The organism is Streptomyces sp. GL_148, assembly GCF_057834205.1.
Map to the genome: position 1 here is coordinate 2,043,506 of NZ_CM174396.1, position 25,862 is coordinate 2,069,367.

Consider the following 25,862-nt stretch of genomic DNA (forward strand, 5'->3'; position numbering starts at 1 on the left):
GGTCATCGAGGGCGGGCGGCGGACCGCCCCGCCGCCGCTACCGCGCGCCGCCCCGGGCCGCCGCGACCCGCTCCAGCGCCTGGTCGAGGACCCGGCTGCCCTGCGGGGGCACGTCCGGCTCGAAGATCCAGGCGTGGTGGACCCAGGGGTCGGCGAGGTGGTTGTCCGGTACCGGCGACAGCCGCATCAGCGAGCGCCACAGCGGATCCAGCAGCGGCCCGTAGGCCGAGGCCTCGTCACGGTCCGCGACCATCAGGAGGTGCACGCCGACCGCCGGACCCTCGTCGGCGAGGTAGCGCAAACGGGTGACGGCGCGGTCGTCGAAGCCGTGCGGGAAGTCGTGCACGATCAGCAGCTGGTCGGAGGTGTCCACATCGGGCGGCAGGTCCTCGGGAGCCCCGGCCCGCACCGCCATCTGTACGAGGTCCACCCTGCGGGTCAGCCGCTCCAGGGTCTCGGTGACCCCCGCGGCCCCGGCGGCGGGCGCCCCGGCCAGCACTCCGGCGCGCACCAGCGGTGCCAGCGACGCGGCTCCGGCTCCGGCCGCGTCGATGACGTGGACGGCGAACCGGTCGGCGGGGTGGGCGGCCAGCATCCGCGCCGCGTGCGCGACGGCCATGTCCATGGCGGCCCGGCGCAGCCGGTCGGTGTCCATCGCCATGGCCGCTTCGGAGCCGGTACGGCCGTTGTCGATCCACAGCCCGCGCTCCAGCGGGACCCGGACCAGCATGGGGATGCGCAGGCCGGGCCGCTCGGGCAGGTGGAGGTCGCCCAGGCGCAGGGCGAGGGGCGCCTCGGCGGGCACGGAGTGCGCTTGCCAGACCGGGTTGTCCCAGCGCGCGTACGCGGCGGGCAGCGCGGGCTCGACCACCTCGGACTCGGCAGTGAGCTGGACCAGGTCCCGGTCGAGGACTTCCTGCGCCCGCGCGACCAGTTCCTCGCGGCGGGCCCGGGCCGCGTCCCGCGCGGCGTTGCCGGAGCCGCCGAGCCGGTGGCGGGGGTCGGACAGCGCCTCGTCGAGCTCGCGGTCCATCCGGGAGTCGGCGAACTCGACGGCGCCGCGGTAGGCGGCGACGGCGCGGGCCAGGTCCTCGAACATGCCCCAGACCTGGTTGTAGAGCCGCTCCTCCATGGACCAGCCGCTCGCGTCCCCGGCGACGGGGCGGGGCGCCTCGCCCGGCCCCGTCGGCGCGGCCGGGCGCGGCGCGGGCTCGGGCGGCTCGGTGCTGGTGCGGCGGCGCGGGTGGGCGTAGCTGATGGTGGGCGGGCCGCCCGCGGTGTCGGCGCCCTGAGCGGGCACGGGGCCCGGGCTACCGGCGTACGGGGCTCCGGAGACGGGGACGACCGGCTCCGGGGGCGTGGCGGCGGCCGGCGCGGGCGGAACGTCCTGCGGGGCCGGAGTCGGCGCCGGCGCCGGCGCCGGGGCGGGAGCCCGGAGCCCGCGCGGGACGGTCGGGGCCGGACCGCCGGGCAGGGCGGCCAGGTTGATGTCCCCGGCCGGCGCCGTGCCCAGGGCGGCGGCGGCCAGCTCGGCTGCGGCCGGGGCGGGCAGCCCGGCGTCGGCCAGGAGCGCGCCGAGGCCGGCGGCGTACCCCTGGCCGACGGCGCGCACCTTCCAGGCGCCCTGGCGCCGGTACAGCTCCAGGGCCACGACGGCGGTCTCCGTCTCCAGTCCGGTCAGCGTGTACCCGGCGAGCTCCGCGCCCTCCGGGTCGGCCACGGACACGTAGGAGGCGGGGACCGCGCCGAAGTGCCCCGGTCCGCCGGGCGGCAGGACCAGGACGAAGCCGACCCGGTGGACGGCCGGTGCGACCGCGTCGAGGTCGACCGCAATGCGGTGCTGCCCGGAGGCCGCCCCGGGCACTTCCAGCCCGGGGAGGGTGCGGGCGCCCGGGTGGGCGACCGCACCGGGGCCGGCGAGCCGGCCCGCGTCGTCGCCGAGCTGGGCCAGGGCGAGCACGGGTGTGCCCGCCGAGACCCTGACCTCCACCCGGCTCCGGGACAAGGGGTGGTTCTGCCCCCGGACCAGTTCGGCCGTCATCGTGCAGCCCCTCCCCCGTACCCGTTCTTCCGCCGGGCCCTCGATCGTGCCCGGTCGTGCTGTGCTGTGCTGTGCTGCTGTTTTGCCGTGCTGCCGTGCTCTGACGAGCCGCCGGTCCTGCTTACAGGTGCGGCAGGATCGACGGCATCAGGTCCTGGAAGGTACGGCCGTTGGCCGGGTTCCCGAGGGCCGTCATCTGCCAGCCGGCGCCGACGCGCGACACCTTCGCCATGATCTGAGCGGTGTACTGGCCGCCACCGTCCAGCGTGTAGCGGGCCAGCTCCTGGCCGTTGGTCTCGTCGACGATGCGGCAGAAGGCGTTCTCCACCTCCTGGAACGTCTGACCGGTGAAGGAGTTCACCGTGAAGACGATCTGGTCGATGTGCACCGGCACGCGCTGCAGGTCGACGAGGATCGACTCGTCGTCCCCGCCCTGGCCGACGCCGCCGACGAGGTTGTCACCGGTGTGCTTGACCGAGCCGTCGTCGCTCTGCAGGTGCCGGAAGAAAACCACGTCCACGGGCTGCTTGTCGGCGAAGAGCACCGCCGAAGCGTCGAGGTCGATCTCCCGGGTCCGCGAGCCGAACAGCCCACGGCGCTTGGCCGCCTGCCAGCCGAGGCCCATCCGGACCGCGGTCAGCGTGCCTCCGTCCGCCTTCTGCAGATTGATGGCCTGACCCTTGGTCATGTTGACCGTCACGCGCTGTCCCCTCTCCATAGCCCTCCCCCGATGGGGGTGCGCAGCGTGTACCTGCGGCTGGTGCCAACCCTACTGACCGCCTCCGGGTCAGGCGAGGCCCGCTTCCTTCATCTGTCGCAGCTCCTTCTTCAGCTCGCCGACCTCGTCCCGGATCCGGGCCGCGACCTCGAACTGCAGCTCCGCGGCCGCGCCCCGCATCCGTTCGGTCATCTGCTCGATGAGTGCTGCCAGTTCGGCGGCGGGACGGTCGGTCGCGACCACGGGGCCCTTCGCTCCCTTGGCGCCCTTGGCCCCGGCCTTGCCGCCCGACGCGGCCTGCAATGCCTTGCCGCCCAGCGCCGGGACGGGTGCCTTGAGGGCCTTGCCGTCCTTCGTCTGCCGGTAGCCGGTGCCGAGGAGCTCCTCGGTGTCGAGCTCCTCGCGGGCGATCGTGGCCACGATGTCGTTGATCTTCTTGCGCAGCGGCTGCGGGTCGATCCCGTGGGCCGTGTTGTAGGCGACCTGCTTCTCGCGGCGCCGGTTCGTCTCGTCGATCGCCTGGGCCATCGCCGGGGTGATGACGTCCGCGTACATGTGGACTTGGCCGGAGACGTTGCGCGCCGCGCGGCCGATGGTCTGGATCAGCGAGGTTCCCGACCTCAGGAAGCCCTGCTTGTCGGCGTCGAGGATGGCCACCAGCGACACCTCGGGCAGGTCGAGGCCTTCGCGGAGCAGGTTGATGCCGACCAGGACGTCGTACTCGCCGGCCCGCAGCTCGCGCAGCAGCTCGATGCGGCGCAGGGTGTCCACGTCGCTGTGCAGGTAGCGGACCTGGATGCCGAGCTCCAGGAAGTAGTCGGTCAGGTCCTCGGCCATCTTCTTGGTGAGGGTGGTGACCAGGACCCGCTCGTCCTTCTCCACCCTCTGGCGGATCTCGTGCACCAGGTCGTCGATCTGGCCCTCGGTGGGCTTGACCACGACCTCCGGGTCGATGAGACCGGTCGGGCGGATGATCTGCTCGACGAAGCCGTCGCCGCGCGAGAGCTCGTACTTCCCCGGAGTGGCCGACAGGTAGACGGTCTGGCCGATCCGCTCCTGGAACTCCTCCCACTTCAGCGGCCGGTTGTCGAGGGCCGACGGGAGCCGGAAGCCGTGGTCGACCAGGGTCCGCTTGCGGGAGGCGTCGCCCTCGTACATCGCGCCGATCTGGGGCACGGTGACGTGCGATTCGTCGATGACGAGGAGGAAGTCCTCGGGGAAGTAGTCGATGAGGGTGTTCGGGGCGGAGCCGCGCTCCCGGTCGTCCATGTGCAGCGAGTAGTTCTCGATGCCGGAGCAGGAGCCGATCTGGCGCATCATCTCCAGGTCGTAGGTGGTGCGCATGCGCAGGCGCTGCGCCTCCAGCATCTTGCCCTGCTTCTCCAGCTCGGCGAGGCGCTCGGCGAGCTCGGCCTCGATGCCGCGGACCGCCTTCTCCATGCGCTCGGGGCCGGCGACGTAGTGGCTGGCGGGGAAGACGTAGAGCTCGCGGTCCTCGCTGATCACCTCGCCGGTCAGCGGGTGCAGGGTGGACAGGGCCTCGATCTCGTCGCCGAACATCTCGATGCGGACGGCCAGTTCCTCGTAGACCGGGAAGATCTCGATGGTGTCGCCGCGCACGCGGAAGGTGCCCCGGGTGAAGGCCACGTCGTTGCGGGTGTACTGGATGTCGACGAAGCGGCGCAGGAGCTGGTCCCGGTCCATCTCCTCACCGACCTTGAGGGGGACCATCCGGTCCACGTACTCCTGCGGGGTGCCGAGGCCGTAGATGCAGGACACGGAGGCGACGACGATGACGTCGCGCCGGGTGAGGAGGGAATTGGTCGCGGAGTGGCGCAGCCGCTCCACCTCCTCGTTGATCGAGGAGTCCTTCTCGATGTAGGTGTCCGACTGCGGTACGTACGCCTCGGGCTGGTAGTAGTCGTAGTACGAGACGAAGTACTCGACCGCGTTGTTCGGCAGGAGCTCGCGGAACTCGTTCGCCAGCTGGGCGGCGAGCGTCTTGTTCGGCGCCATCACCAGGGTGGGCCGCTGGAGCTTCTCGATCATCCAGGCGGTCGTCGCCGACTTGCCGGTTCCGGTCGCGCCGAGCAGCACGACATCCTTCTCACCTGCACGGATGCGCTTCTCCAGCTCGGCGATGGCCGCCGGTTGGTCGCCGCTGGGCGTGTAGGAGCTGACGACCTCGAAAGGCGCCACCGTGCGTTCGATCTTCGATACGGGCCGCATGGGTCAACCGTACGACCACCCACTGACACGCGAGGCCCGCCCGCCCCGGGCGGAGCCGTGCGGGCCTGGTCCGTTTGTCGTAGTTCGGTGGCGGCCCGGTGATCGTCAACCCCATGATCGCCGTACGCGGCTCTCCCTGAAAGTGCGTCGGAAACGCACGCCGCCAGTGCCTCGCCGCAACGAATGCCGCTCCGCGCCCGTTTGACGGCAGGAGCAGGGCCCATGACCCGAGGAGAACGCGCATGTACGTCCGATCCGCCGCCGCGGCCACCGCCGCCTTCCTTGGACTCACCCTGACCGTGTGCGCTGCGGGCTCCGCCTCGGCCGCATCCGGTCCGGACTGGCTGTCCAACCCGATCGTGTACGCCCACCGGGGGGCTTCGGCGTACGCCCCGGAGAACACCCTGGAGGCGATCGACCTCGCCATGGAGATGGGGTTCGACTGGGTGGAGAACGACGTCCAGCGCACCAAGGACGGGGAGCTCGTGGTCATCCACGACGAGACCCTGACCCGGACGACCGACGTCGAGGAGGCGTTCCCCGACCGCAAGCCCTGGCGGGTGAAGGACTTCACCGCGGCGGAGATCGCCCGGCTGGACGCGGGCAGCTGGTTCGGACAGGAGTTCGCGGGCGCCCGCGTACCGACCCTGCGGGTGTACATGAACCGGGTCCACCGCAACCGGCAGCGGCTGCTCCTGGAGATCAAGAAGCCGGAGCTCTACCCGGGGATCGAGGGGCAGATCCTGGACGTGCTGGGCGAGACCGGCTGGCTCGAAGAGGACCACGTGGCCCGCCGGCTGGTGGTCCAGAGCTTCAGCGCCACCTCGGTCCGCACCGTGCACGAACTGCGCCCCGACCTGGTCACGGCCTTCCTCGGCACCCCGGCCCTCGCCGACCTGCCGCGGTACGCCGAGTTCACCGACCGGATCAACCCCTGGCACACCACCATCAACAGCGACTGGGTCGCCGCGGTGCACGGGCTGCTCGGCGCCCACGGCAAGGCGCTGGAAGTGGACACCTGGATCGTGGACGACGCCACGACCGCCCGGAAGGTCCAGGACATGGGCGTGGACGGGATCATCACCGACAATCCCGACGTCGTACGGGAAGCGGTCGGCGGCTACTGACGGGCGGGGCTGCCAGCGCTGACGGCGTTGTCAGCGTTGTCGGCGTCGTCAGTGGGGCGCCGTACCGTGAAGGGGTGGACACTCCTGAGCCCCGCGGGCCGTACCTCGAATGGACCGTCGTCGACAGCGACATCGGGCCGCTGCTCCTCGCCGCCACCCCCGAGGGCCTGGTCAAGGTCGAGTTCCATGCCGGACCGGACCGGGCCGAGAAGATGATCGGGGCGCTGATCTCCCGCCTCGGCGCCGACGCACGGCGCCCGCCGCCGGGCGAGGAGGTCCTGCTGGCCGAGCCGATACGCCAGCTGGACGCCTACTTCGCCGGTACGCTGCGCCGCTTCGAGCTGCCGCTGGACTGGCGGCTGAGCTCCGGCTTCAACCGGCAGGTCCTGCTGGAGCTGGACCGCACCGTGCCCTACGGGGCGGTCGTGGGGTACGGCGAGCTGGCCGCCCGGGCCGGGGCCCCGGGCGCGGCCCAGGCCGTCGGCAACGCCATGGGCTCGAACCCGCTGCCCCTGGTGGTGGCCTGCCACCGGGTCGTGGAGAACGACGGGGGCATCGGCGGCTTCGGCGGCGGCGTGGAGACCAAGCGCCGCCTCCTGGCCCTGGAGGGGGTACTCCCCCAGCCGCTGTTCTAGGGCCTGTCGTCAAACTCCCGTCGTCGCCCGAAGGGCGGCCGCGCGGCGTCTGGTGCGTGCTCTCGGCGCGCCGGGCGAAAGTACGCGTACTGGACGTACTCGGGCTTTCGCCCGGTGCGGCGAGAGCGCGTGCCAGGCGTCGCGAGGCAGACGGGAGTTTGACGACAGGCCCTAGGGCCTGGCCGTGCTCCCGGTGCTCCCCCTGCTCCCTGAAACCCTGTTCCGCCCGTCCGGTCAGGGGTGCGAAACTGCGGCGGTGACCATACCTTGCGCCGCACCCGCAGCCCCTCCGCACCCGTGTCGGAGGTGGACGGCGTGAGCACCGCGCCCGGCACCGCCCGGCCCGCCGTCACCTTCACCGCCGCCGACCTGCCCAGACTGCGGCGCCGCACCTCCGGGGTCCTGATCGCCGGCCAGGTGCTGGGCGGGATCGGCGTGCCCATCAGCATCGCCCTGGCCCCGGTCCTGGCCACCGAGGTCAGCGGCACGGAGTCGCTCTCCGGCTTCGCCTCTACCGCCTCCGTGATCGGCACCGCGGCCGTCTCCCTGCCGCTCGCCGCGCTGATGACCGCGCGCGGCCGCCGGCCCGGCCTGGTCGTGGCCTACGTCATCGGCGCGGCCGGTGCCGCCCTCGTCGTCCTCGCCGCCTCGATCAAGAGCTTCCCGCTGCTGATGCTCGGCATGGCCGCCTTCGGAGCCGCCTCCTCCGCCAACCTCCAGGCCCGCTTCGCCGCCGCCGACCTCGCCGAGCCGGACCACCGGGCACGGGCGATCTCCGTCGTCGTCTGGGCCTCCACCATCGGCGCCGTGCTCGGCCCCAACCTCTCCGCCCCGGCCAGCCGCAGCTTCACCGGCACCTCGATACCCCCGACGGCGGGGCCCTTCATATGGGCCGGCGCCGTCTTCCTGCTCACCGCCACGCTGATCGGCGTACTCCTGCGCCCGGACCCGCTGCTGACGGCCCGCGCGCTCGCCCCGGCCGAGGACCAGACCCGCGCCGGGCGTTCGCTGCGCGCCGGGTTCGCGGCCGTCAAGGCCTCCCCCCGGGCCCGGCTCGCGCTGCTCACCATCGCGGTGTCACACACCACCATGGTCTCGATCATGGTGATGACCCCGGTCGACCTCGGGCACCACGGAGCCGGGCTCCAGCTCATCGGGCTCGTCATCAGCGGGCACATCGCCGGCATGTTCGGCTTCTCGCCGGTGATGGGCTGGCTCGCGGACCGGATCGGCCGGCTGTCCGTCATCGGGCTCGCCGCCGGGCTGCTGTCCATCGCCGCGCTGCTCGCCGGCACCGCCGACGGGAACCACACGCAGAGCGGCGTCGGCCTCTTCCTGCTCGGCCTGGGCTGGTCCGCCGGCATGGTGTCCGGCTCGGCGCTGCTGACCGACTCGGTGCCGCAGCCCGCGCGTGCCGCCGTACAGGGGCTGGGCGACCTCACCATGAACACGGCCGCCGGGGTCGGCGGCGCCGCCGCCGGGCTGGTCATGTCCCAGGCGGGCTACGGCTGGCTCAACGCGGCCGCCGCCGCGCTGCTGCTGCCGATGGCGGCGCTCGCCCTGTTCACTTCGCGCCGCCGTTCGGCGAAGGCCTCCCCTACCGATCAGTAGCTGATGTGGTAGGCCTTGCGGAGGGTCTCGTGGACAGTCCAGGTGGTCTTGTCGCCCTCCCGCAGGACGCAAGCGGAGCCGGGGCCGACCTCCAGGGTCTCGCCGCCCTCCACCTCGACGGTGGCGCGGCCGCTCACCACCACGAACAGCTCGTTCGCCTCGGTGTCGGTGACCACGCCCGGGGTGATCTGCCAGATCCCGCGGACCTGCGAGCCGTCCGGCGCCTCCCACAGCACCTTGCCCGTCACGACGGGGTTCCCGGAGACGATCTGCGCGGGGTCGAGCTCGTCCACTTCCAGCTCGGAGTCGGGGAAGTCGGGGACGGAGACGGCGAAGGAGGCGGGGGCGGGGGCGGGGGCATCACGGTGATCACTTGTGCTCATGCTCCGGGAGCCTAATCGGGGCGCCCGGCGCGCCGGGGTGACCAGAGCGTCCAGCGCGCGCCCGCCCCACCCGTCACCCTGTCGAGCGGCGCCGCGCGGCGAGCACCGGCTGGTGGAACCCGGTGTCCGCCGGGGCGTGCCACACCGTCCCGGTGAAACCGGCGGCCGCCGCGAAGGCGGCCGTCTCCTCCTCCGCCATCGCCCAATACGTGGTGCGCGCGACCCGGGTCGTCCAGGTGTCCCCGGTGGGCAGCAGCTGGAAGAACTCCAGGTCGTAGCGGGTCCCGTCGGGGTGCCAGTGCCACAGCTGGAAGGTGATGGTCCGCCCCTCGGGGCCCTCGTGCACGTGCGGGGCCTCGCTCAGCGGCCGCGCCGCGCGCAGTTCCCCGTACGGCCGGGTGGACAGGAGGAGCAGGCCGCCGGGGCGCAGCACCCGCAGCATCTCGGCCAGGGCGGCCCGTACGTCCGCGGCCGTCAGCAGGTGCGGCAGGGCGTTGTCGGCGCAGACCACCGCGTCGAAGGAGCCGTCGGGGAACGGCAGCGCCCGCATGTCGGCGGCGGCCACGGGCAGGACGAGTCCGCGCGCACCCGCCTCGCGGGCGGCGCGGGAGGCGGAGCCGGGGCTCAGGTCGGTGCCGGTGACCCGGTGCCCCAGGGCGGCCAGCCCCAGGGCCTGGGTGCCGATGCCGCAGGCAGTGTCGAGGACCCGGTGGGGTCCGGGGCCGAGGGCGGCGCCGATCAGGGCGTCCAGGGCGCGGCCCTGGCGGGCGGTGCTCGCGCGCCAGTCGGCGTACAGCAGGTCGTAGCGGTCGGCGAGTTCGTCGTAGAAGGCGCGCGGGTCCCGGGAGGCGGGTGCGTCCTGAGGGCTCATGCAGGCACGCTACCGGGGCGGGTTCGCGCCGGTGCGATGTCCGGGCGTTTGGGGTGCCGGATCGCGTGCCAGGGATGGGGACATGCCACAGCACACAGCATCTGAGCACACGGCGCCGTCCCCCCTCCCGGCCGCGGTCCCGGTCCTGTCGGAGGAGGTGCGTGAGGCGCTGGAGCGCCGGCAGCCCGTCGTGGCGCTGGAGTCCACGATCCTCGCCCACGGCCTGCCCCGCCCCCGCAACCTGGCGGTCGGTCTGGAACTGGAGGAGCTGGTCCGGGCGGAGGGAGCCGTCCCGGCGACGATCGCGGTCATCGACGGGGTGGCCCACGCCGGGCTGGACAAGGCCCGGCTGGAGCGGATCGCCGGCGGCCAGGGCGTGCGCAAGCTCGGCCACCGGGATCTGGCCCCCGCCCTCGCCACGGGGGCGACGGGCGCGACCACGGTCTCGGCCACGGCCTTCCTCGCCGCGCGGGCGGGACTGCGGGTCTTCGCCACCGGCGGGCTGGGCGGCGTCCACCGGGACTGGACGCGATCGCAGGACGAGTCGGCGGACCTCGCGCTGCTGGCCCGGACCCGGATCACCGTGGTGTGCGCGGGGGTGAAGTCGATCCTGGACGTGCCCGCGACGCTCCAGCGGCTGGAGACGCTGGGGGTGGCGGTCCTCGGCTACGGGACGGATCGTTTCCCCGGGTTCTACCTGGCCGATTCCGGCGAGCCGGTCGACTGGACGGTGCACCGCCCGGAGGAGGTCGCGGCCGTGATGGCCGCTCAGGACCTCCTCGGCGGCGCGGAGTCGGCGCTGCTCGTCGCCAACCCGGTCGCGCGGGAGCACCAGCTCGATCCGGAGCTCCACGACCGGGTCCTGGCCGAGGCGCTGTCGGAGTGCCGGGAGCGGGGCATCACGGGACAGGCGGTGACGCCGTTCCTGCTGGGGTTCCTGGTGCGCGCGACGGGCGGCGCCTCCCTGGAGGCCAACCTCGCGGCGGTACGGGGCAACGTGCGCCTCGGGGCCCGGATCGCGCGGGCCTGGGCGGCGCGGCCGTGACCGCGGCGCCGGCCGCTCCCGCCGGGCCGGGGGCGCTGCTCGTCGTGGGGGACGTGGTGACGGATGTCGTGGCGGTGCATGCGGAGCCATTGGCTCCGGGTACCGATACCCCGGCCCGGATCCGCACCCTGCCGGGCGGCGCCGGGGCCAACGCGGCCTGCTGGGCCGCCCATGCGGGCGCCGCGGAGGTACGCCTCCTCGCGCGGGTCGGCGCCGACTCGGCCGGGTGGCACGAGCGGGCGCTGCTCGACGCGGGGGTGCGGCCGAGACTGGTGGTCGATCCCGTCGAGCCGACCGGGACGGTGGTCGCGCTGGTCGGCGAGGACGCGGAGCGGACCTTCCTGACCGACAGCGGGGCCTCGCTGCGGCTCTCCGCCGCCGACTGGGAGCCCGGACTGCTGGACGGGGTCGCCCATCTCCACCTGTCGGGCTACCTGTTCTTCGCCGACGCGAGCCGGGAGCTGGCCCTGATCGCGCTACGGGCGGCCCGTGCCCGGAACGTACCGGTGAGCGTGGATCCGGCCTCGGCGGGGTTCCTGGCCGCGCTGGGTCCGGAGCGCTTCCTGGCCGCCGCGGCGGGGGCCGGCGTACTGCTGCCGAACGAGGACGAGGCACTGCTGCTCGCGGGGCCGCACGGGGCGGGTGGGACTGATGGGGCGACCGGGGCGGCCGCGGTCGCGCGGGCGGCGGCGGAGCTGAGCCGGCGGGTGCCGTTGGTGGTGGTCACCCGGGGCGGGGCCGGGGCGCTCATCGCCGAGGACGGCCGGGTGACGGCCGAGGTCGCCGCGGAGAGCGCCGAGGCGGTGGATTCCACGGGCGCCGGGGACGCCTTCACGGGCGCGTTCCTCGCGGCCCGGCTGGCCGGAGCGGGTTCGGCGTGGGCCGCGGGGGCCGGCTGCCGGGCGGCCGCGCTGGCGGTGACCCGGCTGGGCGGGCGGCCGTAGGGAGAACGGGGAAGACCGTACGGCCGCGCCTGTGGGTGTTACGACGTGTACTGCTGGTCCATCCAGTCGATCACGCCCGCGCTGTCCAGGTGGTAGCGGAAGACACGGCCCTGGTTCGGGTGGGCGATCAGCCAGTCGATGAGCTGCTGGAGCGTGATCGGCTTGCTCACCGGGCTGGCGATGATGGGAGTGACGGCCGTGATCTTGGCGTCCTCGGCGATGTTGAGGAAGGTTTCCTTGCCGGTGGTCTCGAAGGGGGCGGCGTCCTTGCCGGGAGCGGCGCAGCCCCAGTTGCCGTGCTTGACGATCAGGCTGTGGACCCCGCCCTCGGGGGTGTAGCGGTAGACGGCGACCTCGTCGGGCGAGATCGGCATCTTGTGGTCGCAAGTGGGACCGGGCGTCGGCGCCTTCTTCGTGCCGGCCGGGGTGACGGTCGAAGTGGCGGCCGGGGTGGGCTTCTTCGACGGGGCCGAGGAGGGCGACGGCGAGGCCGACGGCGAGGCGGTGCCCGTGGCCGCCGCGCTGGTGGCGGGGCTCGCGGGGGTTCCCGGCGCGCCGGCCTCCTCGTCGCCGTTGCAAGCCGTGAGGGCCAGGGTCCCGCACAGGGCCAGCGCGGCGAGCGCCGCCTGCGTGCGCACCCGTCTCGCGCCCCGAACCGCCGTGCCGTGTCCGCGCATCGCCTTCTCCCTCTGCCAAGGCGCCACCGGGGTGGCCGCCGTCGAAGCGTGCCGTCAACGTAGCGTGCGGTTCCGGCCGGAGCGATGGCCGGAACCGATCGTCACCGTGCCGGAATCCTCCTGTTGCGGTTCCCGGACCTCCGTGACGGGGCGGGGGTACGCGGACGTACGCGCGGCGGCCCCCGCGGAGTCAGCCGGTGCGTCCCGCGCGCAGGCCCGTCCAGGCCGGGTGGCGCGGATCGTCGGCGCGGACCAGGGCGTCGGCCCGGTCCGCCGGGGCGGTCTCGGCCTCGTAGCGCGCGAAGGCGGGGAGGGTCCAGCGGGCGGACTCCTCGGTGCGGCGGGCGAGCGCGCCCGGGGACAGGCCGATGTGGACGCTGAGGTCGAAGGGGAACCAGTGGCCCAGCAGCAGCGGGCCGTGCACGATGAGCACGCCGCCGGGCGGGAGTTCGGCGTAGGGGCTGCGGGTCGCCCGGTCGGTGGCAGGGTCCCAGAGGTCGGGCAGCACCCGGCCGGTGCCGCCGGGATCGGTCGGGCCGAAGACCTCCCGCCAGAGCGCCGCCGTGTCGTACCAGCCGTCGAGGTAGGAGTCCACGTCCTCACGGCCGAACTCGAAGCGCAGGGAGGCCGGGCGCAGGAAGCCCTCGGCCGCCACCACCAGGACCGAACGCCCGCGCAGGCGCAGCGCGTCGGCGAGCTCCGCCGCGAGGACGCCGGTGCGGGCGGCGGGCGCCCCGTCGATGCCCACGCGCTGCCATCGGTCCTCCGGACCGGTCTCGCTCCCGCTCCCGCTCTCGCCGCTGCCCTTCTCGTCGTCGTCGAGGTGACCGGCGAGCCGCTCGGCCATCCGCTGCCATGTGATCGCTTCCAGCTGCACCAGCCCATTGTCAGTGGTGGCCCCTAACGTTTTTCAGGAGGGATCACCGGCGCACAGGGGGCCGGTGGCCCGGCCTTGGGGAGGGGTCTGTCATGGCTCGGGAGACGACGTATCTGGAGCTGTCCCAGGAGGACGGCGGAGCCCACAAGTTCTACGAGGTCACCGTCGACGGCACCGCCGTCTCGGTGCGGTACGGACGCATCGGCGCGGACGGCCAGCTGCAGAACTCCTCCTTCCCGACCGCCGAGAAGGCGCGGGCGGCCGCCGCCAAGAAGGTCGGGGAGAAGGTCCGCAAGGGCTACGCCCCGGCGGTGCAAGGGGCTCGCGCGGCCCGGTCGGTGACGCGCCGCCAGGTGACCGCGACCCCGTCCACCGCACGCGCGACGGCCCCCGTGCTGTGGCGGCTGCGTACGGGCTCCTCCGCCTTCGGGATCCACGTGGACGAGGACCGCTGCTGGGTCGGCAACCAGGCCGGAGACGTCTACACGGTGAGCCACGACGGTGAGGTGCTGGCCCGGTACTCGCTGCCGGACGGGGTGAAGTGCCTGGTGGCGGACGATTTCTGGATCTACGCGGGCTGTGACGACGGCACGGTCTACGACCTGTCCTCGAAGGTGCCGTTCGGGGCGTACGACATCGCGGCCGACGTGGACATCTTCTGGCTCGACATCCGCGAGGGCGTGCTGAACGTGTCCGACCGCAACGGCGGGCTGACGGTCATCGACCACGAGGACGAGTTCCAGTGGTCGCGGCGCTCGGCCGGTACGAACGCGTGGATGGTGCGCGCGGACGAGCGGGCGGTCTACCACGGCCACGGCAAGGGGGTCACGGCCTACGCCCCGGACGGCGGGCGGGAGTTGTGGCACACGCAGACCGACGGGGCGGTGCTGTTCGGCTGGCAGGAGGACCACGCGGTGTACGCGGGGACCGGCCGCAACACCGTGCAGCGGCTGTCGAAGGCGACGGGCGCGCTGGAGGCCACGTACCGGTGCGACGCGGCGGTCTACTCGTGCGCGACCTCGCCGGACGGCCGGCACGTCTTCGCCGGCGACCTGGCGTCGTCCGTGTACTGCTTCGACGCCGACGGGCGGCGGCTGTGGAAGCTGGGCACCGGCAGCGGGGCCGCGCTGTCCATGCAGTATCTGGACGAGCGGCTGTACTTGGTGACCACGGACGGTTCGCTGGTGTGCGTGGACGCGAGCGAGGCTGCGATCGCGGCCGCCCGGGAGGGGTCGGTGCCGACACCCGTGGACGTGAAGTCTGCGGCCGCCCTGCCCGTCTTCACCCCGGCCGCCACCCCCGCCGCGGTGGCGACGGTGTCCGTGTCCTCGATGCCCGCGGGCGGTGTGGTCGTGGAGTGCGTGCAGCAGGGCCAGCGGATGCGCGTACAGGTGGTGTCGGGCGGGTTCGAGCCCTCCTGGAACGTGCAGTTCCCGCGCGGGATACGGGAGGCCGGCGCCCGGTACGTGGTGGACGGCCTGCACCCGGCGGCCGGGGGCTTCTACCGCGTGCGCGGGGAGATCCGCCGACTCGTCTGAGCGGTAACCGGAAGCTTCACGGGGGCGAGGTCGACGGGGGCAAGGTCGACGGGGGCGAGGTCGACGGGCCGGAGCTCACCGCGTCCGCGTGGGGCACGCGCAGGACATGGCCCCGGGCGGGGCCTCGGCGGGCAGCGCGAAGGGGTCGCCCTCGGCGAGGGCGGCGGTCACGCAGAGCACGACCGTCTCGGTTCCGAGGTTGCGGCCGAGGTGGACGTGGCGGCGGCCGGCGGGCTCGACGAAGCTGGTGCCGGTGTGATGCACCTCGACCGTGCCGTCGCGCAGGATCCGGGTCAGGGTGCCGGACTTGACCACCGCTATCAGCGGGACGCGGTGGTAGTGCCAGCCGGTGCAGCCTCCGGGCTCTATCTCGACCTCTCTCACCACGAGGTCGGAGGCCACCTCCGCTTTCGGACGCCGGCCCGCAACCCTCGGGCGCCCGGCCGTCGCCTGCCGTCCAGCCATGTTTCCCTCCTCCATGGACCGGACGCGGCCCACTCGACTCACGGTAGGAGGACACCATGAGGTCAGGGAAGACTCTGTGAAACCGCAAGTGCCCATACGTACAAGGTGATATACGGCCTGAACGGCGGTATCACTTCGACATGAGCCTGGTCGTTTTCGAGTCGACGAAGCAGATCCACTGCGCGGAGTGCAGGCAGGGCCCGCTGCGCCGCCTCGTCCGCGAGGCCGGTGTGCCCCGTTGCCTGGACTGCGCCGACCTCGGACACCTCGTCTACCTGCCGCGCGGCGACACGGCCCTCACCCGGCGGGCCCACGAGGCCAGTTCGCTGTCCGCCGTCGTCGTCCGCTTCCACCGGCGCCGCCGCCGCTACGAGCGCCTGGGGATCCTCGTCGAGGACGCGGCCCTGGCCCGCGCCGAGCGGGCCTGCCTCGCGGACGCCGAGGCGCGGGCCCGCCGCCGGGAGCGCGACCGGCTGCGCCGCGCGGCCGAGGACACCCAGTTCACGGCGGCCTTCGCCGCCGAGATCCTGCGGCTGTTCCCCGGGTGCCCCGCCGGCCGGGCCCAGGCCATCGCCGCGCACGCCTCGGTGCGCGGCAGCGGCCGGGTGGGCCGCAGCGCGGCCGGCCGGGCCCTGGACCCGCCGGCCGTGTACGCGGCGGTACGGGCGGCCGTGCGGCACCTCGACACCGAGTACGACTCCCTGCTGATGGGCGGCCTGCCCCGGTTCGCGGCCCGGGCCCGGCTGGCGCCCCGGATCGACGCGATCCTGGACGGCTGGCGGGCGGCTTCCCAGGCACCCGCGCAGGCTAGTTGAGCCGGAACCGGCGGTAGAGCAGCACTCCGCCGAGCAGCATGGCGCCGCCGCCGGACAGCAGGTAGCCGACGTTCTCGGCCCCGGTGTGGGCGAGCGCCGAGGGGTGGCTGCGCGGCGGGGCCGGCGGGGTGACCGGCCGCACGGCCGCGGGCGGCTGGACGGGCTTGCCGACGACCGGGGCCGGGCCGTTGACGGAGGTGTTGCCCACGGAGGAGTTGCCGACGCCGACGACGCTCACCGCGTTGCCGCTGATGTTGACCGGCACCTCGACCGGGAGCTGGAGCCCGTTGCCGGACAGCAGCCCCGGAGAATCCTTTCCGCGCCCATCGGCCACCGCACCCCGGCCGGGCCCGCCGTGCCCGCCGTCTCGGTCGTGGCCGCTCTGCCCGCCGTTCCCCGCACCGTTTCCGGCGCCGGGTTTCGAAGGGTGCGAGAGGTCGGACGGCCGCGGCCCGTGATGCCCCGGCTCGCCCGGCCTCCCACCGCCCTGGTCCGCGTTGACGCACCGGTTACCGGCCGCCGAGTTGAGCACGCCGACCACGCTCACGGTGTTCCCGCACACGTTCACCGGGGCGCTCACCGGCAGTTGCAGCAGATTCCCCGACAGCACCCCCGGCGAACGCACGGCCTGCCCGCCCGCCTCCGCGTCGGCGTAGGCGTAGGCGAAGCCGCCCACACCCGCGACCGCGAGTCCACCCCCCGCAACCACCGCAGCGATCAAGCCATTCCGACGACTGTGACGCATCAGTTTTCCTGCCTTCCGGAAGGGTCCACGGGCCTTGCACCCGTACCGGAAACAACGCCGTAACCCCATTCGGGTTATAGGGCCGGTATGCATTTCACTCCATCGTGTACTGGGTAATCCCTACTTCATGACTCGCCCGCTGCTCCTCCTCGACGTGGACGGCCCCCTCAATCCGTTCCGGTCCCGCCTCGCAGGTCTCCGCGGATACACCAGTCACCGGATGTGTCCGAGCATCTGGCTGTCCTACCGCGCACCGGAATCCCGCAGCACCAGGCGCGGTCTGCGGGTACGCCTGCACCCGGCCCACGGCGCCCGGCTGCTGGCCCTGCCCTACGAACTCGCCTGGGCCACGGCCTGGACGCACGAGGCCAACACGCTGATCTCCCCGCACATCGGACTACCCGCTGATCTTCCTGTCATCGAGTGGCCGGAACTCTTCACCCGCGACCCCGACGGCCTCTTCTGGAAGACCCGCCCGCTCGTGGAATGGGCGGCCGGCCGCCCCTTCGCCTGGGTCGACGACTTGATCACGCCCCGGGACCGCTCCTGGGTCGCCGCCCACCACCCGGCCCCTGCCCTGCTCCTGCGCATCCACCCCCGCCACGGGCTGCGCCCCCAGGACTTCGCCACCCTCGACCGCTGGGCGGCCGGGCTCAGTCCAGCAGGGCCGTGACCGGGTCCGGGGAGGGGCGGCGGCCCGTTGGCCACCAGTCGTCGTCGCCCAGGCGGTTCTCGTACGCGTACCAGAGGCCGTCCCGGCCGAGCCGGAGCTGGCGGTAGGAACCGGTGAGCCGGTTGCGGTCGGGGCGGAAAGAGCCCTGGGCGGCGGCGAGGAGCGCAGGGCGGGCCCGGTCGAAGGGGCCGGCGGGCGGGTCCCACGGCTCTTCGAGGGCGAGCAGGGCGGGCAGACCGCCCTGCCTCCAGGCGGCCGCGCCCCGCGCCAGGTCGGTCGTGCTGCGCCCCGTGGCGCGGGCCAGCTCCCGGTAGAGGGCGCGGGCGGCGCCGGTGAGCCCGGCCGTGGGGTGGGCCGAGGCCAGCCGGACGGCGTCCTGCCAGCGGCTCAGCCCGGCCATCGGATCCTCGGCGGTGCGCAGCAGAGCCAGGGCGCGGGCGGCCGCGTCCCCGGCGAGCTGGTCCAGGGCGAGCGGGTCCGGTGCCGCCGGGTCGGCCGGATACGCGGGCGGCAGCCCGACGGCGGAGGGCGCCGCCAGGGGAGCGGGCAGCGGCGGCAGGACGGTACGGGCGAGCGCGCCACGGGCCGGTACGCCGGGGAAGTCCGGTGTCCCGTCGGGCTGTTCGCGCGCGGCGTGGGCGGCATTGCGGCGGGTGAGCTCCTCCAGCAGCTCCCGCTCGCCGCGGCCGCGCAGCAGGAGCAGGACGAAGGGGTCGGAGTCCAGGAGCCGGGCCGCGCGGTAGCACAGGGCGGCGGCGTGCTTGCAGGGCGGGCGGGCGACGTCGGGGCAGGAGCAGCGCGGCACGAGCTCTCCCGCACCGGGCAGCACCGACTCGGCGAGGGACTCCGGAACCTCCCGCTCCAGCAGCGCGGCGAGCGCCGTCGGATCGGCCACCACCGATTCCAGCAGCTCGCTCCACTCGGTGTCCGAGAAGGCGGGCAGGGACAGCTCGGTGCGGTAGGGCCGCGGCCGGCTGCCCCGTACGTAGGCCACGATCCGGCCAGGGGTGATGGTGACGGCGTCGACGTGGCCCTCGGCGGCATACGTCCGCCCCCGGGTCAGACGGGCTCCGTCGCGGGCCACCGTCTCCAGGGCGGACACCCAGGCCCGGCCCCACCAGCTGACGGCTTCCACCCCCGGCGGCACGGTCTCGAAGGTGCGGCGGCGGTCGTCGCGCGCGGTGATCATACGGGCCTGCGCAGGGAGACGAGATCGGCCAGCTCGCGGTCGGTGAGCTCGGTCAGCGCCGTCTCGCCGGAGCCGAGCACGGCATCGGCCAGCGCCCGCTTCGCCTCCAGCATTTCGGCGATCCGGTCCTCGACGGTGCCTTCGGCGATGATGCGGTGGACCTGGACGGGCTGGGTCTGGCCGATCCGGTAGGCGCGGTCGGTGGCCTGTTCCTCGACGGCCGGGTTCCACCAGCGGTCGTAGTGGATGACGTGGCCGGCGCGGGTGAGGTTGAGGCCGGTGCCGGCGGCCTTGAGGGAGAGCAGGAACACGGGGACCTCGCCCGCCTGGAAGCGGTCCACGAGCTCCTCGCGGCGCGGAACGGGCGTGCCCCCGTGCAGCAGTTGGTGGGAGATCCCGCGCGCCGTCAGGTGGCGCTCCAGGAGCCGGGCCATCGTCACGTACTGCGTGAAGACCAGCACCGAGCCGCCCTCGGCCAGGATCGTGTCGAGCAGCTCGTCGAGGAGGGCCAGCTTCCCGGAGCGGTGCGCGATCCGCGGCTCTTCTTCCTTCAGATACTGCGCCGGGTGGTTGCAGATCTGCTTGAGCGAGGCCAGCAGCTTCATGATCATGCCGCGCCGCTCGATGCCCTCGCTCGCGCCGATCACGGCCATCGCCTCGTCGACCGCCGCCTGGTAGAGGGAGGCCTGTTCGCGGGTGAGGGACACGGGGTGGTCGGTCTCCGTCTTCGGCGGCAGCTCGGGCGCGATACCGGGATCGGACTTCTTGCGCCGCAGCAGGAAGGGCCGCACCAGCGCGGCCAGTCGGGCGACCGCCGCCTCGTTGCCCCCGTCCTCCTCCGTCTGGTGCTCCACGGGCCGGGCGTGCCGGGCCCGGAACGCGGTGAGCGGGCCGAGCAGTCCGGGCGTGGTCCAGTCGAGGAGCGCCCACAGCTCGGAGAGGTTGTTCTCCACCGGGGTGCCGGTCAGTGCCACCCGGGCGGGCGCCGGGATCGTGCGCAGCGCCTTCGCGGTCGCCGAGTGCGGGTTCTTGACGTGCTGGGCCTCGTCCGCGACGACCATGCCCCAGGGCTGCTCCGCCAGCCGGGCCGCTCCCGCCCGCATGGTTCCGTAGGTGGTGAGGACGAATCCCCCGGCGGGCTGGTCGGCCAGCCCTTCGAGGCTGCGGCCGGCGCCGTGGAAGCGGCGCACCGGCGTGCCGGGGGCGAACCTCTCGATCTCCCGCTGCCAGTTGCCCAGCAGCGAGGCCGGGCAGACCACCAGCGTCGGCTCGGGACGGTCGCGGTGCAGGTGAAGCGCGATCAGGGTGACGGTCTTGCCCAGGCCCATGTCGTCGGCGAGGCAGCCGCCGAGTCCGAGCGAGGTCATCAGGTCCAGCCAGGCGAGCCCGCGGGCCTGGTAGTCGCGCAGGGTGGCCTTGAGCCCGGCCGGCTGGGGCAACGGCGCCAGCTCCCCGGTCAGCCGGTCCCGCAGGGCGGCCAGCGCCCCCACGGGCACCGCGGCCACCGGCTCCCCCTCGACCTCGGCCGTCCCCGTCAGTACGGCGGCCAGCGCGTCCACCGGGTCGAGCAGACCGAGCTCCCGCTTGCGCGCCTTGCGCACCAGCTCCGGATCGACCCGCACCCACTGGTCGCGCAGCCGCACCACGGGCCGGTGGGCCTGCGCGAGCGCGTCCATCTCCCCCGGGGTGAGCCGGTCCCCGCCGAGCGCCAGCTCCCAGGAGAAGGCGAAGAGGTGCTCGGCGTCGAAGAAGGCGGTGCCGTCGGTGGCGGAACCGGGCGCGGTGGACCGTACGACCGCGGTCGCGGACAGCGTACGAGCCAGCTCGCGCGGCCAGTGGACCAGGACTCCGGCCTCCCCCAGCCTCGTGGCGGCCCGGCCCAGCAGGTCTTCGAGCTCGGGGTCCGACAGGGCCAGGACATCGGGGACCGGCTGGTCCAGCAGCCGCAGCAGCGGCGGCCAGACCCGGGCCGCCCGGCGCAGCGCGAGGACGGCGTCGATCCGGGCGCGGGGTCCGAAGCCGGCCGCGGCGGCACCCGCCCAGAGCATCGCGGCGTCCGTGATCAGGGTCGGGTCGGCGAGGCTGTGCACCTGGACGACGGCGGCACCGGCGCGGCGCACGTCCTCCCCCGGTTCCGTACCGGTCTCGGCCTCGTCGAAGAGGCGGAAGGAGGACAGGTCGAGGCGGAGCGAGATCCCGACTCCGGTGTCCGCGCCCGAGGCGACCTGCGCGGCCCAGTCCCGTATCCCCGGGACCTGCTGCGGCTCGCGGGCGGCGAACGGCCGGCCCGCGGCGAAGGGCGCCGCCGGAGTCCGGGGCAGGCTGTCGGCGACGGCGTCGAGGAACGCCCTGACCAGCGCCTCCGGTTCGGGCAGGTGGAGCGGGCGGCGTCCGGCGAGCGGGGTGGCGTACCCCTCGTGGGGCAGGGCGGCGGCGACCGCGCGCAGGTGCCCGATGTCCTCGGCGTCCAGGGGCCCGGCCCGCCAGGCGTCGACACCCTCAGGGGTCACCCCCGGGAGCAGCCGGCCCCGCGCGACGAGGGACAGCGCCTGGACGGCGGCGGTCCCCCAGGCGCGGGTCGCGGGATGCGTGGCGGGTCTGCGGACCGCGCGGACGAGCACGGGCAGTGCCGCGGTGACCGTCAGGGTGACGGCGGGCACCGTGCGGGTACGGATGCCGCCCTCGCCATGGGGGCGGACCACCTGGAGCGTGGCCGGCGTGCCTTCGGTGGGCAGGGGGTCCCCGTCGGGGGCCCAGAACGCGATGCGGCTCTCGCGGGGCACGGCGGCGGGGAGGAACACGGCGGCGTGCCGCGGCAGGGCGGACCCGGGCGCGGGCGGCTGCGCCGGTGCGTGCCGCGTCGTCGGCGTGGCCATCGTGTCCCCCCTCTCGCGCTCTGCGCGGTCTCCGTCGTCACCTTCGCGGTCAGACGGATCCCGTCTGCCGTCGAGTCTAGGCGGGAGCACTGACAATGCCGCTGAGCTGCGCGTTCCCCGGAGATCCGGCGATCCGGAGAACCAGGAACCCACCGGCCCGGCGGCACGGGTGCCGGGCAGCCCCGCACCCCGACGTCCCCCTGGTGCGGCGCTACGGCACCTCGCAGCCCGGCGGCTGGCGGCCCGGTGGCCCGCACCCCCGTGGCCCGGCGGTACGGCACCTCGCAGCCCGGTGGCCGGCGGTACGGCGGTACGGCGGCCGGGCAGCCTCGGAGCCCGGCGGCAGGGCAGCACGGCGGTACGGTGCTGCCGCGGCCCGGCACTCGGCGGCTCGGCGTTCACCGGGCCCAGCGGCCCCGCTCGTGGGCGTAGCCGTAGACCGGACGGTCCGAGGAGACGGCGGAGATGCGCCAGGGCCGGCCGCCCTCGTCCAGGCGGAGGGTGCCGGAGCCGGTGGGGCCGCTCCAGCGGAGATCCAGGGACCAGTCGCAGTCGCATCCGGTGCTGCTCGCCACCACCCGCAGGACGGCCGGTTCGGTGGCCGAGACACGGAGCGGGAAGGCGGGTGCCGCGATCTCCTCCCCCTCGTTGTTGCCGGCCACCGGCCGGGCGAGTGGGCGCGGCGCGTCCAGGTTGACCGCGAAACCGGCCGGGGTGAGCCCTCCGCCGCAGCCCTGCGACATCTCGTAGACGTTCCACGGCAGCGGGGACCGCCGCCCGGCCACCCGTACCTCCAAGTCCTCCAGGACCACCGCGTCCGGACCCGTGCCCAGCAGGGTGACCTCCACGATCTGCGTCCCCGCGTGGACGGCCCCGCGCCCCGCCGCCCACGCGGGTGCGTCCGCCTCCACCGGCGGCGGGGGCACCGCCGAGGGCGCCGGCTCGGCGAGGTACGCGTGGTCGCAGGCCGCCGCCCACACGTGCGACCGTACGGCCGCGCGCAGGGGCGGGGAGGCCGGTGAGGGGCCGCCCGTCGCCGCGGGTCCGGTCGGCGATCCCGTCGCGCCCGTCGAAGCGCCCGTGGGAGCACCCGTAGAGGCGCCCGCCGCCGGGCCCGTCGGCGTCGCCGCGGGCCGGGTGCCTCCCGGCGCGGTCGCCGACGGAGACGGCCCTGCCGTACCCGTGGCCGCCACCGGCGCCGTCGGTCCGGCCTGGGGTGCTGCCCGGTGGTCCTGACCCGTCTGCGCAAGCCATCCGACGCCCACCGCGAGGGCCACGACCGCGGCCGCCACCGCCCCGGCCAGCAGCAGCCGGCGCCCGGACCGGCGCGGCAGCGGCGCCCCCGGAACATCGGGATCCGGGGCCGCCGCCTCCGGCTCGGTTTCCGGGGCCGCCCGGCCGCCCCCCTCGCCCACGGGCGACGCCTCCACCACCGAGACCGCCCGCCGCCGCGCGTCCGCCAGCAGCCAGGCCCGGTGCAGTTCCACCGCCTCCGCCGGCGTCGCCCCGCAGGCCCGCGCGAAGCGGTCGACCACCACGAACTCCGCGGGCAGCGCCTCACCGCTGCAGTACCGGTGCAGGGTCGACGTGCTCGTGTGGAGCCCTCGCGCGAGCGCCCCGTAGCTCCGCCCGCTCCGCTCCTTCAGTTCCCTCATCGACCGCGCGAACGCCTGCGCCTCGGCCGATCTCCCCGTCCCGGAGTTCCGTTCCATGCCAAGGATGTTCCCGCAGCTGACGGTGCGTACGGCCGTTCCACCGTCCCGAATTCGTCCCGAACCGTCGGTGTGGGCCGGAGCCGGGGTACAGCCTTCTCCAGAGACACCGCCGCACCATCACGGACCACACGGGGAGAAGCGACCATGTTCCGACGCACCGCCCGATCCACCCGATCCGCCACGACCGCCCGGACCACCGCCGTCCTCGCGGCCACCGCGGCCGCCGCCACCGCCCTCGTCCTCGCCGCCTCCACCACCTCCACGGCCGCCGTCACCGCACCCGGTTTCCTGTCCGGTACCGACCTGCCCCCGCACCCCACCTCCGCCTGGTACGCCGGGAAGGTCACCAAGGGGCTGCCCGAGTTCCCGCCGTTCTGCGCGGACGGCGTGCTCCCCGCCACCGGGAGCTGGTACCGCGACTTCGGCACCGAGTTCGACACGAACGCGGTACAGGTGTCCGTACGCACGTCCTCCAGCACCGCGGCCATCAACCTCAAGGCGGCCCTGGAGCGCAAGGTGGCGGCCTGCGCCGCCGACTGGCTGCGCAAGACCCCGGGCGGTACGGCCTCCTGGCAGGACTACGGGAAGCTCAGCGTCGAGGAGGGCGCGCACGTCTACGGGGTGCACACCTCCATGCCGGAATCCGAGCCCGGCGTCCACCTCTTCGGCATCGGGCGCGACGGCTCCACGGTGACGTTCGTGAGGTGGGGGCAGATGGGGTACCTGCACGAGGCGCCCGTCCCGGCCTTCAAGAAGACGACCGTCAGGGCCGTGAACAAGCTCAACCCCTGACGCGCGACGCGCCACGAGACCCCGGTGGGACCATGGAAGGGACAGGGGAGCCGGGGCGGGCGACGACGTCGAGGCGGCGATGGCCATGCGCAGCGGAAACGAGCCGGTGACCGCCCGCAGCGCGCTGCGGCTGCGCTTCTGGCTGAGCCTGTGGGGCCTGATCTGGTCCGGTGCCGGGGCGGCGGCGTTCTCGCTCGCCGCCCGGCCCGGGTGGGCGGCGGCCTGCGCCGCCGTCGCCGTGCTCACGGCCGTGGACCTGGCCGTGGTGCTCCGCCACATCCACCAGGGCCCGCACTACCAGCCGGGCCGCGACGTCCCCCCGTACGAGCCCCCGGGCCACTAGGGCTGTCGTCAAACTCCCGTCGTCGCCCGAAGGGCGGCCTCGCGGATCTTGCCCGGCCTGGGGCCCGGCCGGGCTACTTCTCGAAGCGGGCCGCCGCCAGGTAGTCCGGCTGGGGGTCCAGGGCGGCCGCGAGGCGGAAGTGCTTGCGGGCCCGGTCCGGCCGGCCGGCGCGCTCGTAGGTGCGGGCCAGCGCGAAGTGGGCGAACGCGTTGTCCGGCTCCCGCTCCAGCACGATCTCGAACTCCAGCTCCGCCGGCCGCAACTGGGCGGCGGCGAAGAAGGCCCGGGCGCGCAGCAGCCGGGCCGCCGTGTTCTCCGGGTGGGCGGCTATGACCGAGTCGAGCAGCTTCACCGCACCGCGCGGGTCGCGCGCGGCGAGGAGCTGCTCAGCGGCCCGGTAGTCGATCACGTGCGTCTCGGGCGAGGCGGACCGAGGGGGCGGCGGGAGCTGCGGCGTGGTATCGGACACGGTCTGTTCCTTCCCTCTACAGGCGCGTTCAACGCCCCGCGCACCGCCCGCTATTCCGTCAGCCGAGTCGCTCCTTGAGCTGGCCGTACAGCTCGGTGACGGCGGCGTCGGCGGCCGGCGAGACGGGGAAGAGGTTGAGGAAGGTGTGGATCAGTCCGTCGTAGGTACGGGCGAAGACGTCCACGCCGGCGTCGGTGAGGGCTTCGGCGTAGGCGTTGCCCTCGTCGCGCAGGGGGTCGTACTGGGCGGTGCCGATGACCGCGGGGGCGAGGTCGGTGAACCTCTCGGCGCGCAGCGGGGAGACCCGGAAGGAGCCGCGGACGGCGGGGTCGTCGCCCGCGTAGAGGTGTTGGAGGTCCAGGACGTCCTGGGCGCTGAGGACGTAGCCGGTGGCGTTCTCGGTGCGTGAGGAGTGGTCGCCGACGAAGTCGGTGGCGGGGTAGACCAGGAGTTGCGCGGCGAGCGGTCGGCCTTCGTCGCGGAAGGTGAGGGCGACGACGGCGGCCAGGTTGCCTCCGGCACTGTCACCGGCCACGGCGAGGCGGTCGCGTCGGCCGCCGTAGTCGTCGATGTGGTCGACGACGTGGTGGGCGACGGCGAGACAGTCGTCGTAGGCGGCGGGGAAGGGGTGCTCGGGAGCCAGACGGTAGTCGACGGCCACGACCACGGCGTGCACGTCGCGGCACATCCGCCGGGTGACGTCGTCATGGGTGTCGAGGTCGCCGGTGAGCCAGCCGCCGCCGTGGAAGAAGACCACCGTGGGAACGGGTCCGCCCCTGTCGGGCCGGTAGACGCGGACGGGGATCCGCCCGGCGGGTCCGGGGACGGCGGTGTCCTGCACCGAGCCGACCTCGATCGGCTCCGGCGGCGCGAGGCCTGCGCCCATCCGGCGGTTCAGCTCGCGCAGCACCTCGGGATCGGTGTCGCTGACCCGGGGGGCCGGGTGAGCGTTGACCTGCTCGAGCACGGCGGCGATGGACGGGTCGACGGGCATGCGCGGCACCCTTCTTCGGCGGGACGTGCCCAAAGCGCTCGAGGGAGCGGCGGTTCGGCTCCGTGTCTCGCATCGTGCGGTCACACCGCG

The 25,862-nt window shown here is 74.2% G+C and carries 24 protein-coding genes; 10 read left to right on the forward strand and 14 right to left on the reverse strand.

Annotation, left to right across the window (positions count from 1 at the left end):
* Positions 1-37: 37 nt before the first annotated feature.
* From AC3IYI_RS09360 to uvrB, 3 genes are all read right to left on the reverse strand, one after another.
* Positions 38-2,041, reverse strand: a complete 2,004-nt coding sequence (locus tag AC3IYI_RS09360; protein ID WP_489409732.1) for a TerD family protein — start codon at positions 2,039-2,041, stop codon at positions 38-40.
* Between the two features lie 121 nt (positions 2,042-2,162).
* Entirely contained in the window at positions 2,163-2,741 is a 579-nt protein-coding gene (locus AC3IYI_RS09365) for a TerD family protein (RefSeq protein WP_385369842.1), read from the reverse strand.
* Between the two features lie 87 nt (positions 2,742-2,828).
* Positions 2,829-4,988, reverse strand: a complete 2,160-nt coding sequence (gene uvrB, locus AC3IYI_RS09370; protein ID WP_489409733.1) for an excinuclease ABC subunit UvrB — start codon at positions 4,986-4,988, stop codon at positions 2,829-2,831.
* 242 nt (positions 4,989-5,230) lie between these two features.
* Between uvrB and AC3IYI_RS09375 the strand changes: the two genes are divergently transcribed.
* The 3 genes from AC3IYI_RS09375 to AC3IYI_RS09385 all read left to right on the forward strand — a co-directional run bounded on the left by AC3IYI_RS09375 (position 5,231) and on the right by AC3IYI_RS09385 (position 8,361).
* Positions 5,231-6,115 (forward strand): glycerophosphodiester phosphodiesterase, encoded by an 885-nt coding sequence (locus AC3IYI_RS09375; protein ID WP_489409734.1) that lies wholly within the window; start codon positions 5,231-5,233, stop codon positions 6,113-6,115.
* Positions 6,116-6,189: 74 nt separating this feature from the next.
* Positions 6,190-6,750 carry a methylated-DNA--[protein]-cysteine S-methyltransferase gene (locus tag AC3IYI_RS09380; RefSeq protein ID WP_489409735.1) on the forward strand — a complete coding sequence of 187 codons (561 nt, stop codon included), beginning with the start codon at positions 6,190-6,192 and terminating at the stop codon, positions 6,748-6,750.
* A 315-nt stretch (positions 6,751-7,065) separates the two neighbouring features.
* Positions 7,066-8,361 (forward strand): MFS transporter, encoded by a 1,296-nt coding sequence (locus AC3IYI_RS09385; protein WP_489409736.1) that lies wholly within the window; start codon positions 7,066-7,068, stop codon positions 8,359-8,361.
* Here AC3IYI_RS09385 and AC3IYI_RS09390 read toward each other — a convergent pair.
* Together AC3IYI_RS09390 and AC3IYI_RS09395 are read right to left on the reverse strand one after the other, a co-directional pair.
* The gene (locus tag AC3IYI_RS09390; RefSeq protein ID WP_327252156.1) at positions 8,355-8,744 is read right to left on the reverse strand and encodes a cupin domain-containing protein; all 390 of its coding nucleotides are present in this window, start codon (positions 8,742-8,744) and stop codon (positions 8,355-8,357) included. The genes AC3IYI_RS09385 and AC3IYI_RS09390 overlap by 7 nt on opposite strands.
* A gap of 73 nt (positions 8,745-8,817) precedes the next feature.
* The gene (locus tag AC3IYI_RS09395) at positions 8,818-9,615 is read right to left on the reverse strand and encodes a class I SAM-dependent methyltransferase (protein ID WP_489409737.1); all 798 of its coding nucleotides are present in this window, start codon (positions 9,613-9,615) and stop codon (positions 8,818-8,820) included.
* Between the two features lie 82 nt (positions 9,616-9,697).
* On the opposite strand from AC3IYI_RS09395, the gene AC3IYI_RS09400 reads away from it, so the two are divergent.
* Both AC3IYI_RS09400 and AC3IYI_RS09405 read left to right on the forward strand, forming a co-directional pair.
* Positions 9,698-10,660, forward strand: a complete 963-nt coding sequence (locus AC3IYI_RS09400) for a pseudouridine-5'-phosphate glycosidase (RefSeq protein WP_489409738.1) — start codon at positions 9,698-9,700, stop codon at positions 10,658-10,660.
* Entirely contained in the window at positions 10,657-11,604 is a 948-nt protein-coding gene (locus AC3IYI_RS09405; RefSeq protein WP_489409739.1) for a carbohydrate kinase family protein, read from the forward strand. The genes AC3IYI_RS09400 and AC3IYI_RS09405 overlap by 4 nt, the downstream gene beginning before the upstream one ends.
* 38 nt (positions 11,605-11,642) lie before the next feature.
* Here the strand turns inward: AC3IYI_RS09405 and AC3IYI_RS09410 are convergent, their stop codons facing one another.
* Both AC3IYI_RS09410 and AC3IYI_RS09415 read right to left on the reverse strand, forming a co-directional pair.
* Positions 11,643-12,281, reverse strand: coding sequence for a hypothetical protein (locus AC3IYI_RS09410; RefSeq protein ID WP_489409740.1), 639 nt, complete (start codon positions 12,279-12,281; stop codon positions 11,643-11,645).
* Between the two features lie 190 nt (positions 12,282-12,471).
* Positions 12,472-13,158, reverse strand: a complete 687-nt coding sequence (locus AC3IYI_RS09415) for a nucleoside/nucleotide kinase family protein (RefSeq protein WP_489409741.1) — start codon at positions 13,156-13,158, stop codon at positions 12,472-12,474.
* A 92-nt stretch (positions 13,159-13,250) separates the two neighbouring features.
* On the opposite strand from AC3IYI_RS09415, the gene AC3IYI_RS09420 reads away from it, so the two are divergent.
* On the forward strand, positions 13,251-14,696 hold the full coding sequence (locus AC3IYI_RS09420; RefSeq protein WP_489409742.1) for a WGR domain-containing protein: 1,446 nt from the start codon (positions 13,251-13,253) through the stop codon (positions 14,694-14,696).
* A 75-nt stretch (positions 14,697-14,771) separates the two neighbouring features.
* Here AC3IYI_RS09420 and AC3IYI_RS09425 read toward each other — a convergent pair whose 3' ends face one another.
* Complete coding sequence (locus tag AC3IYI_RS09425) at positions 14,772-15,161, reverse strand: cupin domain-containing protein (RefSeq protein ID WP_489409743.1); 390 nt, start codon at positions 15,159-15,161, stop codon at positions 14,772-14,774.
* A gap of 140 nt (positions 15,162-15,301) precedes the next feature.
* On the opposite strand from AC3IYI_RS09425, the gene AC3IYI_RS09430 reads away from it, so the two are divergent.
* Entirely contained in the window at positions 15,302-15,976 is a 675-nt protein-coding gene (locus AC3IYI_RS09430; protein ID WP_489409744.1) for a DUF2293 domain-containing protein, read from the forward strand.
* On the opposite strand, the gene AC3IYI_RS09435 is transcribed toward AC3IYI_RS09430, so the two are convergent.
* Positions 15,969-16,685, reverse strand: coding sequence for a chaplin (locus AC3IYI_RS09435; RefSeq protein WP_489409745.1), 717 nt, complete (start codon positions 16,683-16,685; stop codon positions 15,969-15,971). The two genes, AC3IYI_RS09430 and AC3IYI_RS09435, sit on opposite strands and share 8 nt — an antisense overlap.
* A gap of 163 nt (positions 16,686-16,848) precedes the next feature.
* Here AC3IYI_RS09435 and AC3IYI_RS09440 point away from each other — a divergent pair, with 163 nt between their 5' ends.
* The gene (locus AC3IYI_RS09440) at positions 16,849-17,394 is read left to right on the forward strand and encodes a hypothetical protein (protein ID WP_489409746.1); all 546 of its coding nucleotides are present in this window, start codon (positions 16,849-16,851) and stop codon (positions 17,392-17,394) included.
* On the opposite strand, the gene AC3IYI_RS09445 is transcribed toward AC3IYI_RS09440, so the two are convergent.
* The 3 genes from AC3IYI_RS09445 to AC3IYI_RS09455 all read right to left on the reverse strand — a co-directional run bounded on the left by AC3IYI_RS09445 (position 17,375) and on the right by AC3IYI_RS09455 (position 23,171).
* Positions 17,375-18,583 carry an SWIM zinc finger family protein gene (locus AC3IYI_RS09445; RefSeq protein ID WP_489409747.1) on the reverse strand — a complete coding sequence of 403 codons (1,209 nt, stop codon included), beginning with the start codon at positions 18,581-18,583 and terminating at the stop codon, positions 17,375-17,377. The two genes, AC3IYI_RS09440 and AC3IYI_RS09445, sit on opposite strands and share 20 nt — an antisense overlap.
* Positions 18,580-21,459 (reverse strand): DEAD/DEAH box helicase, encoded by a 2,880-nt coding sequence (locus AC3IYI_RS09450; protein ID WP_489409748.1) that lies wholly within the window; start codon positions 21,457-21,459, stop codon positions 18,580-18,582. Before AC3IYI_RS09450 ends, AC3IYI_RS09445 begins: the two co-directional genes overlap by 4 nt.
* Positions 21,460-21,857: 398 nt before the next feature.
* A complete protein-coding gene (locus tag AC3IYI_RS09455) occupies positions 21,858-23,171 on the reverse strand; it encodes a helix-turn-helix domain-containing protein (protein ID WP_489409749.1) in 1,314 nt (437 codons plus the stop codon).
* Positions 23,172-23,318: 147 nt separating this feature from the next.
* On the opposite strand from AC3IYI_RS09455, the gene AC3IYI_RS09460 reads away from it, so the two are divergent.
* Both AC3IYI_RS09460 and AC3IYI_RS09465 read left to right on the forward strand, forming a co-directional pair.
* Entirely contained in the window at positions 23,319-23,966 is a 648-nt protein-coding gene (locus AC3IYI_RS09460) for a hypothetical protein (protein ID WP_489409750.1), read from the forward strand.
* An 85-nt stretch (positions 23,967-24,051) separates the two neighbouring features.
* The gene (locus AC3IYI_RS09465; protein WP_489409751.1) at positions 24,052-24,309 is read left to right on the forward strand and encodes a DUF6343 family protein; all 258 of its coding nucleotides are present in this window, start codon (positions 24,052-24,054) and stop codon (positions 24,307-24,309) included.
* Positions 24,310-24,382: 73 nt separating this feature from the next.
* On the opposite strand, the gene AC3IYI_RS09470 is transcribed toward AC3IYI_RS09465, so the two are convergent.
* Both AC3IYI_RS09470 and AC3IYI_RS09475 read right to left on the reverse strand, forming a co-directional pair.
* Entirely contained in the window at positions 24,383-24,778 is a 396-nt protein-coding gene (locus AC3IYI_RS09470; RefSeq protein ID WP_489409752.1) for a tetratricopeptide repeat protein, read from the reverse strand.
* 58 nt (positions 24,779-24,836) lie between these two features.
* On the reverse strand, positions 24,837-25,772 hold the full coding sequence (locus AC3IYI_RS09475; protein WP_489409753.1) for an alpha/beta hydrolase: 936 nt from the start codon (positions 25,770-25,772) through the stop codon (positions 24,837-24,839).
* Between the last annotated feature and the right edge of the window lie 90 nt (positions 25,773-25,862).